Origin of the sequence: Xenorhabdus taiwanensis (genome assembly GCF_036512875.1) — a bacterium.
Taxonomy (GTDB): Bacteria; Pseudomonadota; Gammaproteobacteria; order Enterobacterales; family Enterobacteriaceae; genus Xenorhabdus; species Xenorhabdus taiwanensis.
In genome coordinates, this window is record NZ_AP028978.1 from 1,419,645 (window position 1) to 1,433,564 (window position 13,920).

At 42.4% G+C, this 13,920-nt stretch carries 15 protein-coding genes; 6 read left to right on the top strand and 9 right to left on the bottom strand.

Translation table 11 applies throughout. From position 1 onward, the window contains the following. Positions 1–47 precede the first annotated feature (47 nt). Together dcd and asmA are read left to right on the top strand one after the other, a co-directional pair. Positions 48–629: a dCTP deaminase gene (dcd, locus tag ACE1SE_RS06395; protein WP_338882793.1), complete on the top strand. Its 582-nt coding sequence runs from the start codon at positions 48–50 to the stop codon at positions 627–629. A 63-nt stretch (positions 630–692) separates the two neighbouring features. Beyond that, positions 693–2,561, top strand: coding sequence for an outer membrane assembly protein AsmA (gene asmA, locus ACE1SE_RS06400; protein ID WP_374053127.1), 1,869 nt, complete (start codon positions 693–695; stop codon positions 2,559–2,561). 25 nt (positions 2,562–2,586) lie between these two features. On the opposite strand, the gene ACE1SE_RS06405 is transcribed toward asmA, so the two are convergent. From ACE1SE_RS06405 to ACE1SE_RS06415, 3 genes are all read right to left on the bottom strand, one after another. After that, positions 2,587–2,859, bottom strand: coding sequence for a hypothetical protein (locus ACE1SE_RS06405; protein ID WP_374053128.1), 273 nt, complete (start codon positions 2,857–2,859; stop codon positions 2,587–2,589). A gap of 8 nt (positions 2,860–2,867) precedes the next feature. Beyond that, complete coding sequence (locus ACE1SE_RS06410) at positions 2,868–3,029, bottom strand: hypothetical protein (protein WP_374053608.1); 162 nt, start codon at positions 3,027–3,029, stop codon at positions 2,868–2,870. Between the two features lie 325 nt (positions 3,030–3,354). After that, complete coding sequence (locus ACE1SE_RS06415) at positions 3,355–4,935, bottom strand: TerC family protein (RefSeq protein ID WP_374053129.1); 1,581 nt, start codon at positions 4,933–4,935, stop codon at positions 3,355–3,357. A gap of 290 nt (positions 4,936–5,225) precedes the next feature. Between ACE1SE_RS06415 and gnd the strand changes: the two genes are divergently transcribed. Beyond that, entirely contained in the window at positions 5,226–6,632 is a 1,407-nt protein-coding gene (gnd, locus tag ACE1SE_RS06420) for an NADP-dependent phosphogluconate dehydrogenase (protein ID WP_374053130.1), read from the top strand. Between the two features lie 97 nt (positions 6,633–6,729). On the opposite strand, the gene ACE1SE_RS06425 is transcribed toward gnd, so the two are convergent. Together ACE1SE_RS06425 and ACE1SE_RS06430 are read right to left on the bottom strand one after the other, a co-directional pair. After that, complete coding sequence (locus ACE1SE_RS06425) at positions 6,730–6,870, bottom strand: hypothetical protein (RefSeq protein WP_374053131.1); 141 nt, start codon at positions 6,868–6,870, stop codon at positions 6,730–6,732. A gap of 85 nt (positions 6,871–6,955) precedes the next feature. Further along, positions 6,956–7,450, bottom strand: a complete 495-nt coding sequence (locus ACE1SE_RS06430; RefSeq protein ID WP_374053132.1) for a YbaK/prolyl-tRNA synthetase associated domain-containing protein — start codon at positions 7,448–7,450, stop codon at positions 6,956–6,958. A 170-nt stretch (positions 7,451–7,620) separates the two neighbouring features. Between ACE1SE_RS06430 and yiaY the strand changes: the two genes are divergently transcribed. Then, complete coding sequence (gene yiaY / locus ACE1SE_RS06435; protein WP_374053133.1) at positions 7,621–8,772, top strand: L-threonine dehydrogenase; 1,152 nt, start codon at positions 7,621–7,623, stop codon at positions 8,770–8,772. A 234-nt stretch (positions 8,773–9,006) separates the two neighbouring features. Here yiaY and ACE1SE_RS06440 read toward each other — a convergent pair whose 3' ends face one another. After that, positions 9,007–9,300 (bottom strand): ArsR/SmtB family transcription factor, encoded by a 294-nt coding sequence (locus tag ACE1SE_RS06440; protein WP_445082112.1) that lies wholly within the window; start codon positions 9,298–9,300, stop codon positions 9,007–9,009. A 114-nt stretch (positions 9,301–9,414) separates the two neighbouring features. Here ACE1SE_RS06440 and ACE1SE_RS06445 point away from each other — a divergent pair, with 114 nt between their 5' ends. Both ACE1SE_RS06445 and ACE1SE_RS06450 read left to right on the top strand, forming a co-directional pair. Further along, positions 9,415–10,419 carry a permease gene (locus tag ACE1SE_RS06445; protein ID WP_374053134.1) on the top strand — a complete coding sequence of 335 codons (1,005 nt, stop codon included), beginning with the start codon at positions 9,415–9,417 and terminating at the stop codon, positions 10,417–10,419. Positions 10,420–10,506: 87 nt separating this feature from the next. Then, positions 10,507–11,592 carry a methyltransferase domain-containing protein gene (locus ACE1SE_RS06450; RefSeq protein WP_374053135.1) on the top strand — a complete coding sequence of 362 codons (1,086 nt, stop codon included), beginning with the start codon at positions 10,507–10,509 and terminating at the stop codon, positions 11,590–11,592. Positions 11,593–11,795: 203 nt separating this feature from the next. Here ACE1SE_RS06450 and hisIE read toward each other — a convergent pair whose 3' ends face one another. From hisIE to hisA, 3 genes are read right to left on the bottom strand one after another with little or no spacing between them, the layout of a single operon-like run. Then, positions 11,796–12,431 (bottom strand): bifunctional phosphoribosyl-AMP cyclohydrolase/phosphoribosyl-ATP diphosphatase HisIE, encoded by a 636-nt coding sequence (hisIE, locus tag ACE1SE_RS06455; RefSeq protein WP_374053136.1) that lies wholly within the window; start codon positions 12,429–12,431, stop codon positions 11,796–11,798. Continuing rightward, the gene (hisF, locus tag ACE1SE_RS06460; protein WP_374053137.1) at positions 12,425–13,201 is read right to left on the bottom strand and encodes an imidazole glycerol phosphate synthase subunit HisF; all 777 of its coding nucleotides are present in this window, start codon (positions 13,199–13,201) and stop codon (positions 12,425–12,427) included. Before hisF ends, hisIE begins: the two co-directional genes overlap by 7 nt. Then, positions 13,183–13,920: a 1-(5-phosphoribosyl)-5-[(5-phosphoribosylamino)methylideneamino]imidazole-4-carboxamide isomerase gene (hisA, locus tag ACE1SE_RS06465; protein WP_374053138.1), complete on the bottom strand. Its 738-nt coding sequence runs from the start codon at positions 13,918–13,920 to the stop codon at positions 13,183–13,185. The genes hisF and hisA overlap by 19 nt, the downstream gene beginning before the upstream one ends.

The window sequence follows — 13,920 nt, forward strand, 5'->3', positions numbered from 1 at the left end:
TCTGTTGTTCAGGTATTCATAAGTATCATCGTATTTGAGAGGAAATAATGCGACTCTGTGACCGTGACATTATTAAATGGCTAGATGAAGGTAAGTTGGTAATTACCCCTCGTCCCCCTGTTGAACGCATTAATGGGGCAACTGCTGATGTGCGCCTCGGTAATCAGTTTCGTGTTTTTCGTGGTCATACTGCCGCCTATATTGATTTGAGTGGTCCTAAGGCGGAAGTCAATGCGGCACTTGATCGTGTCATGAGCGATGAAATTACTTTGTCGGATGGAGAAGCATTTTTCCTCCATCCTGGCGAATTGGCTTTGGCGGTTACACTGGAATCTGTCACACTGCCTGATAATTTAGTTGGTTGGTTGGATGGTCGCTCATCTTTGGCACGCCTTGGTTTGATGGTTCATGTTACTGCGCATCGCATTGACCCAGGTTGGCATGGGCAAATTGTTCTGGAATTCTATAATTCAGGTAAACTGCCTTTAGCCTTGCGTCCTGGTATGGTGATAGGTGCATTGAGTTTTGAACCGCTTTCAGGCTCTGCTGAGCGGCCTTATAACCGACGTCAGGATGCTAAATATAAAAATCAGCAGGGAGCCGTAGGTAGCCGAATCAGTGAGGATTAATCTTTTCTGGTAAAGCCTTTTGGTGAAAAATAGTCTTCTTGTGAACATGAGACTGGGGAAATCATGAAAAGATTGTTGACGACACTCATTATTTTGTTAGTAGTCATTGTTGCTGGCTTAACTACATTGGTTATGTTAGTTAACCCAAATGATTTTCGTGGCTACATCATCAAACAAGTACAAAAGAAGAGTGGTTACCAGCTTGTGTTGCAGGATGACTTGCGCTGGCATGTTTGGCCAAGGTTAAGCATTCTGACCGGTGAGATTTCTTTAACCGATAAGAATGCTAAGGTGCCAACAATTGTGGCAGAAAATATGCGTTTAGACGTGGAGTTGCTGCCACTGTTGTCTCATCAACTCTCAATAAAAGAAGTGATGCTGAACGGAGCTGTCTTACGGTTCACACCGGATAGCCGACCGCAAAAGCAGCCAGAAGCCCCAATTGCGCCGGAAAGCGATATTCATTATCCAATTGTTACGGGTAGCCAGACCTGGAAACTGGATATTGCCAGGATCAGGTTAGTGGACAGTTTACTGATTTGGCAAACTAACGAGCATTCCCAAATAAATGTCCGTGATCTCAATTTATTATTAGAGCGAAGTGATCAAAATCACGTTAACTTTAGCCTCCGCAGTAAAATCAATAAAAACCAGCAAGAGCTGTCATTCGAACTCAATTCGTTGGTAAATATCTCTGATTATCCACAACAGTTATCGGCTGACATTCATTCCTTTGAATACCAATTACAGGGAATCGGGTTACCGTCTGCGGGTATTCAGGGAACGGGAAGTGCAATAGTGAAATATCAAGCTGCACCTGAATCAATTGCACTGCAAAAAATGGCATTGACGGTGAATAATGGGAATGAATTTAAAGGCGATATTACTGCCGTTTTGCAAGATAAACCGCGATATTCCATCAATCTGAGTTCACCAAAGTTCAATCTGGATAACCTGTTAGGGTGGGATGTTTTATCGAAAAGTACGCCTCAGGCAAAACATGATTATCGGGTTGAAAATAATTCCTTAAAACCGGTAATTGCAACTTCGGTTTCGGCATTGTCTAACTATGACCTTACCTTTTTGCAAGGATTTGATGCTGATATCTCATTTACAGCAGATAAATTCATTTATCAGGGTATGGATATTGATCATTTTGGCCTGCAAGCTATCAATAACAGAGGATTGGCGGAAATCACAAAATTAAATGGCAATGTGTTTGGTGGATCTTTTGCGTTGCCAACTTCAATTGATGCCACGGTTGTTCCTGTAAAATTGCACACAAAGCCGCTCTTACAACGGATTGAGATACAACCTTTATTAACTGCATTAGCATTGCCATCAATATTCAGCGGCCAGCTTAATGTTGATGGTGATCTTTTGGGAGAAGGTTATGACGAGTACGCTATTTCTCATTATTGGCAAGGTGATTTGAATATTGATCTAAAAAATGCGCGTCTGGAAGGATTGAATATTCCTCAGCTTATTCAACAATCTTTTGCACGGGCAACAGATCAAGTCAGCCAACCTACAAATACAAATGATTTCACCGAAGCTAAAAGTATGTCAGTGAAAGCCCGACTGGAGCGCAGTGAGGTTAAAATCAGTGAACTTGAGGCAATTTCAGGTATGTTCAATATTAAAGGGCAGGGGAAAGCCAATTTACTGAAACAGAACACCGATGTTTCATTATGGGTGCAATTAACCAATGGATGGGGTAAGCAGAACGAATTAGTACGTCGTTTAGCGCAGCTAAAAATCCCATTGCGGGTTTATGGTGACTGGAACAACCTGCAATATGCGTTGAATGTAGAACCCATGTTGCGTGATGAATTACAGCAGAAGGCCAAAAAATCGATCAAAGATTGGCTTGAAGATAACAGCGACAATAAAAACCTTAAGGTACTGGAAGATCTGCTGAATAAAAAATAGGTGATCGCTTAAGCGATCACCTATTTTACTGAACGTACTTTTCTATTAATACCCTATAGCTATGGTAATAGAAGTTTGGAACCCAACCTAATTGAGGCGTTGTGACGGATATTGTCAAGGTATCCTTAGATAAACCATCCCCGTTTTTGTTTTTCGCCAGTCGGCTATCTGCATTGTTATTAGCTTTATTTGCCAGATCCTTAATATCTTCAAGGCGACTTTCTACCTCTGCTTTAGTATAGGCATTTACATCAGAAGCCGTTAGATCAATATCGGATAACAGAGCTTTGCTATTCACAGTGCGAGTCAATGGGACTTTGTGCTCCGCAGTGTTATGGGCATTTTGGCTGTTTCCTTAACTTCATCGATAAGGATGTTGATCTCCGCCTTGTTATAGGTATCGACATTGGGTGTGGGTAAACTGCCACCACCATCACCTACAGCCATATGGGTAATTTCAAGTTTGATACCTGATGAAGCCGCTTTTCCAGTTTTTCTGTGCCAGCCTGTGTCAATAATGCAAAATATTCGGTACTCATATAAATCCTCACCTTATCAACAATAAATAGGTGTATTGCTAACCCAGCCACAAGGGATATTTTGTAAAGCTCTTGGGTCACATGAGGGCGGTGTGACATCTCCGCTAACTACCATTGAACGGATTTATTGTACTTAGGGTAATCATGAACAAATACTTTAAAAATTAAATGAAAATGATAGAACTTTTAGGAATAAAAAAACCGGCGTTATGCCGGTTTTTTCTCAGTAGGTGATATTGTTTTAATATTGTGGGTTATATTTCTGCCATCTCTTCAACGGTCAGAGGGGTAATTTTCACTTTATTGATACGGTGGCTGGTGATTTCCAGCGCCTCAAACAGATAGTCACTAATCTTCAATTGCTCGCCTTGTTGTGGAATGTGTTGCAGATGTTCCATCAACAAGCCTGCCAGTGTCTGGTATTCCCGTTTTTCATCCAATGGTAGCGGCACATAAAGCACTAAATCTTCCAGTGGCATAAATCCATTGGCTATCCAATATCCCTCTTCCATAACCTGAATATCATGGCGAGCATCGATCTCTCCGCCACCGACAGGGAGATTACCTGTAATAGTTTCCATCACATCAGTTACTGTAACCACCCCTTCGACAGAACCGAATTCATCGACGACAAAGGCAAAATGGGTTTGTGCCTTACGGAATTGTTCCAAAGCCTGTAGTAAGGAAAGGGATTCCGGGAAAATTAACGGTTGCTGGACTAACTTCTTTAAATCGAAAGTATTGTGAGTCAGTTGTTGATCAAGGATATCAATCACATGTACCACGCCAAGTGGCTCGTCACCACTCTGTTCATCTGTAACTACAATTCGCGTATGTGGCTTTTGTTCCAATAAATTAGTCAATTTTTCCGCAGGGGAATGGACATCAAGATAAACCACATCATGGCGTGAAGTCATGATGCTGCTGACGGTACGTTGTGCCATGCTGAGAACACGGGCAATCATCTGACGTTCCTGAGGCTCAAAGATTTCTTTGTTATCTGTATGATCTGCAATCAGGTCGGAAGTATGGTTATCCAATGCAGCGTTTTCACGTTTGCCATTTAAAATGTGAAGAACAGCTTCTGCGGTTCTTTCGCGCAGGGAGCGGGAAGCGCTCAAGAACTTGCGGCGATTGAACTGAGCAAACTGGTTCAGTGTTTCAATGATGATGGAGAAGCCGATGGCAGCATAGAGATAGCCTTTTGGAATATGATAACCAAAGCCTTCTGCAACCAGGCTAAAGCCGATCATTAGCAAGAAACTGAGACACAGGATCACGATTGTGGGATGCGCATTGACAAATTTTGTCAGCGGTTTGCTGGCCCATATCATCAGGATCATGGCAATGGTTACAGCCGCAATCATGATACCAATGTGATTAACCATTCCTACGGCGGTGATAACAGAATCCAGAGAAAATACCGCATCTAAGACGATAATTTGCACAACAACCGCCCAGAAGCCAGCTTCTTTGCGCTGTTGGTTATTATGCAAGGTTTTTCCTTCTAACCGTTCATTCAATTCCATTGTTGCTTTGAACAGCAAGAAGATCCCCCCTATCAACATAATTAAGTCACGGGCACTAAAAGGGTGTTCCCATAAAGTAACCAATGGATTAGTCAGGGAAATGAGCCAGGACAAGCTGAATAGCAACAATATCCTCATAAGAAGGGCGCAGGAAAGCCCTGTCAGGCGAGCTTTATCTCTCTCTTTTTCAGGTAGTTTATCTGCCAGAATGGCAATGAATATTAAGTTGTCTATTCCGAGAACAATTTCTAAAACGATAAGTGTGGCCAGACCTGCCCATATCGTCGGATCAGCGATCCATTCCATATAATTTGTTTTACCTTTTAGTGGGACGGCATTTGCCGACTATTAAATAATGCGTATTGAAATGCGAAATATCAATAGTTGATTTGTCTCAGTTGGAAATTTTTTCAGCAAAAAAACGTCACGCCGATATCGATTGCAGCAATAACTACCGTCAATGGCCATTCCTGAGTTAACATGTGACTTCATTAACAAATTGCCTGCTCTGTGTTGTTGCATACGGTATGTATTACATTTGGTATTACGTATAGCATCTTGGGTGGGCGGTAGTCATTATTAGACGGGAGTTATTCATGTCCAAACAGCAGATCGGTGTTGTCGGTATGGCGGTAATGGGGCGCAACCTGGCGTTGAATATTGAAAGCCGTGGTTACTCTGTATCTATTTTTAACCGCTCCAGCGATAAAACAGATGAAGTTATTGCTGAAAATCCAGGGAAAAAATTAGTTCCAAGTTATTCCATTGAAGAGTTTGTCGATTCGCTGGAAAAGCCACGTCGTATTCTGTTGATGGTTAAGGCGGGTGAAGCTACGGATAAAACTATTGCATCATTGACGCCACATTTGGATAAGGGTGACATTCTGATCGATGGTGGCAACACCTATTTTCAGGATACTATTCGCCGTAACCGTGAGTTATCTGCTCAGGGCATTAATTTTATCGGTACGGGGGTTTCTGGTGGTGAAGAAGGCGCATTGAAAGGCCCTTCAATTATGCCAGGTGGTCAAAAAGAGGCTTATGAATTGGTGGCTCCAATTCTGAAAGAGATCGCTGCTCAGGCTGATGGCGAACCTTGTGTAACTTACATCGGGGCAGATGGTGCAGGTCATTATGTGAAGATGGTTCACAATGGTATTGAATATGGTGATATGCAGCTAATTGCAGAAGCTTATTCATTGTTGAAAAGCGCATTGAACCTGAGTAATCAGGAGTTGGCTGAAGTGTTCAGCGATTGGAACCAGGGTGAACTCAGCAGCTATTTGATCGAAATTACTGCCGACATTTTTCGTAAGCAAGATGAAGACGGGAAATTTCTGGTTGACGTGATTTTGGATGAAGCGGCTAACAAAGGCACCGGGAAGTGGACCAGCCAAAGTTCGTTGGATCTGGGTATTCCGGTGACACTCATCACGGAATCTGTCTTTGCACGTTATATCTCTTCCCTGAAAGATCAGCGCGTAGCTGCATCCAAAGTTCTGTCAGGCCCAGAAGTTCAGCCATTCAATGGAGATAAGGCTGAATTTATCGAGAAAGTTCGCCGTGCTCTGTACTTGGGTAAAATTGTTTCTTATGCGCAAGGCTTCCAGCAGTTGAAAGCGGCATCGGATGAGTACAACTGGGATCTGAACTATGGTGAAATTGCTAAGATCTTCCGTGCTGGTTGTATTATTCGTGCGCAATTCCTGCAAAAAATCACCGATGCATACAATGAAAACTCAGCTATCGCTAACCTGCTTTTAGCACCTTACTTCAAACAAATCGCAGATGAATATCAGCAAGCTCTGCGTGATGTTATTTCTTACGGTGTGCAGAATGGTATCCCAACACCAACATTCTCTGCTGCAATCTCTTATTACGACAGCTATCGTTCTGCTGTATTGCCGGCTAACCTGATTCAGGCACAGCGTGATTATTTTGGTGCGCATACTTATAAGCGTACTGATAAAGAAGGTGTTTTCCACACTGAATGGTTGGACTAATCATTAAATATCTTTATAAGATATAAAATATTGCTAAAGTAAGGTGCTGAATTTTCAGCACCTTTTTCGTGAAATGACGTGAAGTAAAAGTAACGTATCAATCTGGAGGTTGCCACTTAAGTAATCGTTGGGCAAATCTCTCCAACCAGTGTGCTATCTCTGCATCGTGGAGATAAAGAAACAGAGCGAAGCTGAGGATAGCGAGGCTGAGTATTACCAGAACAAAAATATTATTCATATAATAATCACCCATTTTCATCTGGTTAAATTATAGCAAAATTTAAGTTGTTTTTAATTTATTGGGCATTTTCTTAAGGCCGGATTTAATCGATTATTTTCCGAAAGGAAATTAATTCTGGCATAGCGATGCGACGGTAATCTGCTGTATTCAAAATAATCGAACGCTCCAGACTACCTGCATTAAAGGCCAGCTCTTCATAGCGTTCAAATAACAGTGGATCGGCAACCAATTTCAGATCTGGGTGAAAACTAAATGGTGGGATGGCACCAAAAACACAACGGGTCAATTCAGAAACCTCTTTTGGGCTTGCTAAAGATGCTCGGCTCCCTCCTATTTGTTTGGCAAGAATAGCAAGATCAGCTTGTTGGTCAGCAGGTAAGACAGCAAGGATATACTGTCGGTGACCATTTCCTTTCACATGGCAAACCAGGCCCTTAGCGCCTTGCCCTAACTGGGTTCCCCGTATTTTTGCTACTTCTTCTGAACGGCCGCCAGTCGCGTGTTCCATAACTTGATAGCGGGCATTGTTGTTGTCTAATAGGGCAGTGAGGCGTTCAAAGATGTCGTTTTTTAGCAAAATATTCTCCTGTATAAACTCAAAGTAAAAATTGATACCTATTTTTTTCCAGCCTGCATCAGCAATTATTGATTCTGGTCAAAATTATTGGGGTAGATAAGTGTCACATTGTAATTCCAGTTTTTTACACTAAGATTTGGAATACTTCAGTAAAACTTAAGGAGTTTCAAATGGCAGCATCAACTTTCTTTATCCCACCAGTGAATAAAATCGGTATGGGATGCATGACTGAAGCCGTCGAATTAATGAAACATTATGGCTACAGACAGGCTTTGATTGTCACTGACCGCGTGTTAAACGAGATTGGTGTTGTTGGAAAAGTTCAGGCTTTGCTGGCAGATGTTGGGATAAAAAGTGCAATTTATGATGGAACAAATCCAAATCCAACTACGATTAATGTTGGGGAAGGTTTGAAAATTCTGCGCCAGCATAACTGTGATTGTGTGATCTCTTTAGGTGGTGGTTCACCACATGACTGTGCAAAAGGTATCGCGCTGGTGGCCGCTAATGGCGGAGATATTCGTGATTATGAAGGCGTCGATCGTTCAGCTAAACCACAGTTACCTTTGATTGCCATCAATACCACTGCGGGAACAGCTTCTGAAATGACACGCTTCTGTATTATTACGGATGTTGAACGTCATATCAAAATGGCCATTGTGGATAAAAATGTAACGCCTATTTTGTCAGTCAATGATTCTGCACTGATGGCAGGGATGCCAAAAGGATTGACAGCCGCAACAGGAATGGATGCATTGACTCATGCCATTGAGGCTTATGTCTCTACGGCGGCAAACCCCATTACTGATGCTTGCGCCTTGAAAGCGGTGACAATGATTAGCAATTATTTGCGCCGTGCAGTTGAAGATGGCAATGATATGGAAGCGCGTGAGAATATGGCTTATGCCCAGTTCCTGGCTGGCATGGCATTTAATAATGTCTCTTTGGGATATGTCCATGCTATGGCACATCAGTTAGGTGGGTTTTATGATTTGCCACACGGTGTCTGCAATGCGGTTTTATTGCCACATGTACAAAGATTCAATGCAAAAGTTTCTGCTGCTCGTCTGAGAGATATTGCGGCAGCTATGGGCGTTGAAGTTGGTGCTTTAAATGATACGCAAGGTGCTGAGGCTTGTATCCATGCAATCAGTGCATTGGCAAAAGATGTGAATATTCCGTCAGGTTTGTCTGAGCTGAATGTAAAAGAGGAAGATTTGCTAATATTAGCAACCAATGCGTTGAAAGATGCCTGTGGTTTCACCAATCCCATTCAGGCATCACATGAGGAAATCGTTGCTATCTTTAAGGCAGCAATGTGATTCACTGAGTAGTGGTTTTTAAGCACTGAATGTTCTGGTCACATTATGATCCACTGACAAACCTTATTATTTTCTACGGGATTTGTCAGTGGGTTAAAATATATTAATGAAATGTCATGTTCTTCCTTTCGGGCCTACTGTGGCTTTATTCCATATACCGGATGAAAATATCGTCTTCTACTATCACCATTATGTTTTACATAATCCATATGATTGTTCGGTGAAGTGTGCGAGTTAAATCCCTACGCAACATTCTTCTTGCAAGAAATTGATCAGATTTCCCAAGTGCTGATAATCAGGTATACATACAATAGTACGGCTGTGTTTCTCTTGACGGATTAGTCCAACCTTCACCATACGGTTAAGATGATGTGACAGTGTTGAAGGAGGAATATCCAAAGCTTTCTGAATTTCCCCGACCAAGGCTCCTTGATGACCAGCCTTGACTAAAAAGCGAAATATGGCTAATCGGTGACTATTCCCTAGTTCCGCCAGACTTGCTGCGACTTCTTCGTGTTTCATACGCATCTCTGAATCCAAAATTCTATGTTTCTAGAAATATACTTGACAGGAATTGCAATGGCAATCTATCATCCTTAATTATTCCATATTACTAGAAATATAGATATATAAAGATCTGGTATGTCTTCTCAATTGCAAGAAGCTCTAAACATGTTTGTTTTCCTCGCCATAGAGTTATCAGCTTTGTTTATTGGTATCAGTTTGTTGGTTGGTATTCTCCAGCGGCATATACCTCCATCCAGGGTAGAAGCGTTATTGAGTGCTAACCGGAAAAGGGGGTATTTTCTGGCTGCTGCCCTCGGATCTATCACTCCTTTCTGTAGTTGTTCGACTATTCCTATGTTGAAAGGGCTAATTCGTGCCAAAGCGGGTTTTGGTCCAATGATGGTATTTTTATTTTCTTCCCCACTATTGAACCCCATCATCGTTGTATTGTTTGTTGCTACTTTTGGTCTGACGCTAACAACTATTTACGTACTATCTGCTTTTTTGGTCTCATTGGGTGCCGGATGGTTGCTACAAATATTGGGGTTTGAACGTTATGTACGCCACGAAGAGATATCCGGTTGCGGAGTTTCTGGGAGTAGTTGTGACGTTAAGCCAGTGATAGCAAACAGTTGTGAATCAATGGCAGCTCCCTGTTGCTCTGCGACCCAGATGATCACGCAATCTACAGGTTGCTGCGATAGCCAAACCACTAAAGCAGTTTATCCAAAAAGTAAGTATAGCGGTCTGTGGCAGGAAGCTTGGGCAGATTTTAAGAACGTACTACCTTATTTATTCATCGGTATAGCAATAGGCAGTGTGATTTATGGCTATGTTCCAAATAGTCTGCTTGAAAAACATGCTGGTTCGGATAACCCACTTGCTATTCCCGTTGCTGCTGTCATTGGAATACCCTTGTATCTTCGCGTCGAAACTTTGATACCGCTTTCAGCAGCTTTGATGACGAAAGGGGTCAGTGCCGGAGCGATTCTGGCGTTAATTATCGGTGGTGCTGGCGCCAGCTTGACCGAGCTAATTTTGTTACGCTCCCTATTCACATTTAAACTTTTGGCGGCTTTTGTCGCTGTTATTCTTGCGATGGCAATGATAGCAGGTTACGTGGCTTTACTATTTTTCTGAATGTTCACCAAATAAACGTATTAGGTCGATCATTATTGGAGTTATTTAGGACTAAGGTTGAGTTTTATTAGAGGTTATAGGAATAGAATGATGAAAACCAAAGAACAACAATTGTTTCAGCGAATTGAAAATGTACAAAATTACTACGGTACAACGCTTTCGAGCAAGGAAGACCTAGTAACTAATGTTTGTACTGTAGATGAACCACCTTCTGATGAGATCAAAGCTATATTAAAGGCAATCCACCCAGATGTGCAGCAGCGTTTTTATGGCTGTGGTACTCCTTTTCCTCCTTTACTGGCTGGATCAACCGTGTTGGATTTAGGTTGTGGTAGCGGGAGAGATTGCTTCATTTTATCTAAGTTGGTAGGGCCAGAAGGGAAAGTTATCGGTGTAGATACGACTCTTAAGCAAATTGAATTTGCCAAGAGTTACATCGAATATCACCGAGAAGCTTATGACTATAAAGAAAGTAATGTACATTTTATACATGGTAATATTGAATCCTTGGATCTACTCAATTTACCGCAGAATAGTGTCGATGTCATAGTCTCCAATTGTGTCATTAACTTAGCTGCTGCAAAATCTGATGTGCTTCAGGGCATGGTCCGGTTGCTCAAACCTGGTGGAGAAATTTATTTTGCTGATATTTTCTCTGATCGCAGACTCTCCCAAGAGTTGAAAAATGATCCATTGCTGATTGGAGAATGTATTGGTGATGTATTGTATTATGGCGATTTTATGCGAATAGCGCGTGATGCAGGTTTTCGGGATATACGAATTGTTGCAAGCAATCTAAAGGCTATTCGCAACAACGCTATTGAAGAAAAGCTGCGTGGTGCAAGACTGTATTCAATGACTCTCAGGTTATTTAACATTGACCTAGAAGATAGTTGTGAAGATTATGGTCAAGTGGCTATATACAAAGGTAATCTCCCTGATGCCCCTATTCGCTTTATGTTTGATCAAGAACATGTATTTGAAACAGGGAAAGTGGTGCCGATATGTCGGAATACGGCAGATATCATTTGTAAAAGTCGATACCATAACTTATTTAGTGTGATTGGTGAAGTCCATACGCATTATGGAATTTTTAATTGTGGAACAGCTTCAAGCAACTCTGTTGTCTCAGTTGAGGTTCCCATAAACGCACCAAGTGGTTGTGGTTGCTAAATAGCGTGCTCTAATTATCACTAACAATGGATTTACAATTTGCTTAGGTGTTTTGGATAACAGAGTTTGAATAGCCACATTATTATTGTGACATCCTGTCTCAGATATAAAAGGTTATCTAATAGGACAGTGGGAAGCCACTTCGTACATATAGCCTGGCGAAGTGGCTGTTATTTTTTAGGCCATTATTCCTGCATCGAAAATTACTCTTTGGTTGAATGTCGTTGCCGCAATTGACGGATGATACTACTGAGGTCGAGCTTTTGATCCTGGAGTAAAACCAGCAAATGATAGAGCAAATCTGCGGCTTCGTTAGTCAACTCTTCCCTATCATTGACTGTCGCTGCTAATGCGGTCTCGACGCCTTCTTCACCCACTTTTTGGGCGATGCGTTTTGTTCCGCTGGCATATAAACGAGCCGTATAGGAACTGTCTGGCGAGGCATTTTTTCGGCTTGCCAATAATTGTTCCAATTCATAGAGAAAACCCCATTCAGTTTGTGCAGGAGCAAAACAGCTTTCACTGCCTGTATGACAGGTGGGGCCAATAGGATCGACTAAAGCTAGCAGGGTATCGTTGTCACAGTCGGGATAGATATCGACCAGATTCAGAAAGTGGCCAGAGCTTTCACCTTTTGTCCATAATCGCTGTTTAGTGCGGGAAAAAAAAGTTACTTTGCCAGAATTGAGCGTAACATTCAGTGCCTCCTGATTCATGTAACCCATCATTAACACGGTTCCTGAGGTGGCATGTTGGACGATGACGGGTATCAGATTATCCACTTTTTGCCAATCCAATTTCTCAATTTCTTGGGTTGTTAATTGTTGTGCTGTCAACATGTTCTAACCTCGATACCCTGTGTTGCAAGATATTGTTTAAGTTCACTGATGTTAATGATCTGCTTGTGAAAAACTGAGGCAGCCAAAGCTCCATCAACATGTGCCAATTGAAAAGCATCGAGGAAATGTTTCGGTGCTCCAGCTCCTCCAGACGCAATTAATGGCACAGAACAGACATCACGCACTAATTTCAGTTGGGTAAGATCATAACCATTACGGACACCATCCTGGTTCATCATATTCAGGACGATTTCACCCGCACCACGCAGTTGGACTTCTTTGATCCAATCCAATGTTTGCCAGCGTGTTGCGGCTGTGCGTTTTTCATCTCCGGTAAATTGGTAAACCTGATAACTGTTAGCGTTCGCATCAAACCATGTATCAATACCTACGACGACACATTGCACACCGTAGCGATCAGCCAGACGGCTAATTAAACCTGGATCAGCCAAGGCTGGGGAATTGATAGAAATTTTATCTGCACCGAATGTTAAAATTTGTCCCGCTTCTTCGACGGTTTTAATACCACCGGCTACGCAGAAAGGAATGTCGATAACTTCTGCGACCTTTGCCACCCAGCTTTTATCGACCATGCGGCCATCGGAGGAAGCGGTAATATCGTAAAAGACTAACTCGTCAGCCCCCTCCTGAGCATAACGCTGTGCGAGAGGAACAATATCACCAATAATTTCATGGTTACGGAATTGTACGCCTTTGACGACTTGTCCATCACGGACATCCAGGCATGGAATTATGCGTTTTGCCAACATTGGATAGCCTCCGTCAGGGTAAATTTTCCTTCCAGTAATGCGCGTCCGACAATGACACCTGTCACACCAGAAGCAGGCAGGGGAGAGATATCGGTGAGACTACCAATGCCACCAGAAGCCTGAAATTGGATTTGCGGATATTGTTGGCTGATTTCCTGATAGAGCACAATATTAGAGCCGCTTAATGTGCCATCACGGGAAATATCGGTACATAAAACATGTTTTAGCCCAACAGGGAGATACTGTTCAATAACATACTCAAGGGTAGTGTTGCTGTTTTCTTGCCAACCACTAATAGCGACTTGTTTTATTCCATCTGCATTGATGCGGACATCCAGTGCCAGCACAATTGCCTCTGCCCCGTAATTTTGCAGCCATTGTTTGACTAATTCGGGCTGTGTAATGGCAGTGGAACCAATGACAACTCGACTTGCGCCTGCTTCAAGCAGGGTTTTTATATCTGCTTCTGAACGAATTCCGCCGCCAACTTGAACGGGCACAGTAACACCTGCCAGTAGCGCTTTTAAGAGGACAACTTGGCGTTTGGCCGGATCTTTTGCACCAGTCAGATCGACTAAATGCAGTAACTTAGCGCCTTCCTGTTCATATTGCTGTAAGTGAGAGAGTGGAGAGTTGCCATAATCCCGACGTTGGTCATAATCTCCCTGATGCAACCGCACCACATTGCCATCGATTAAATCTAATGCAGGTATGATCAT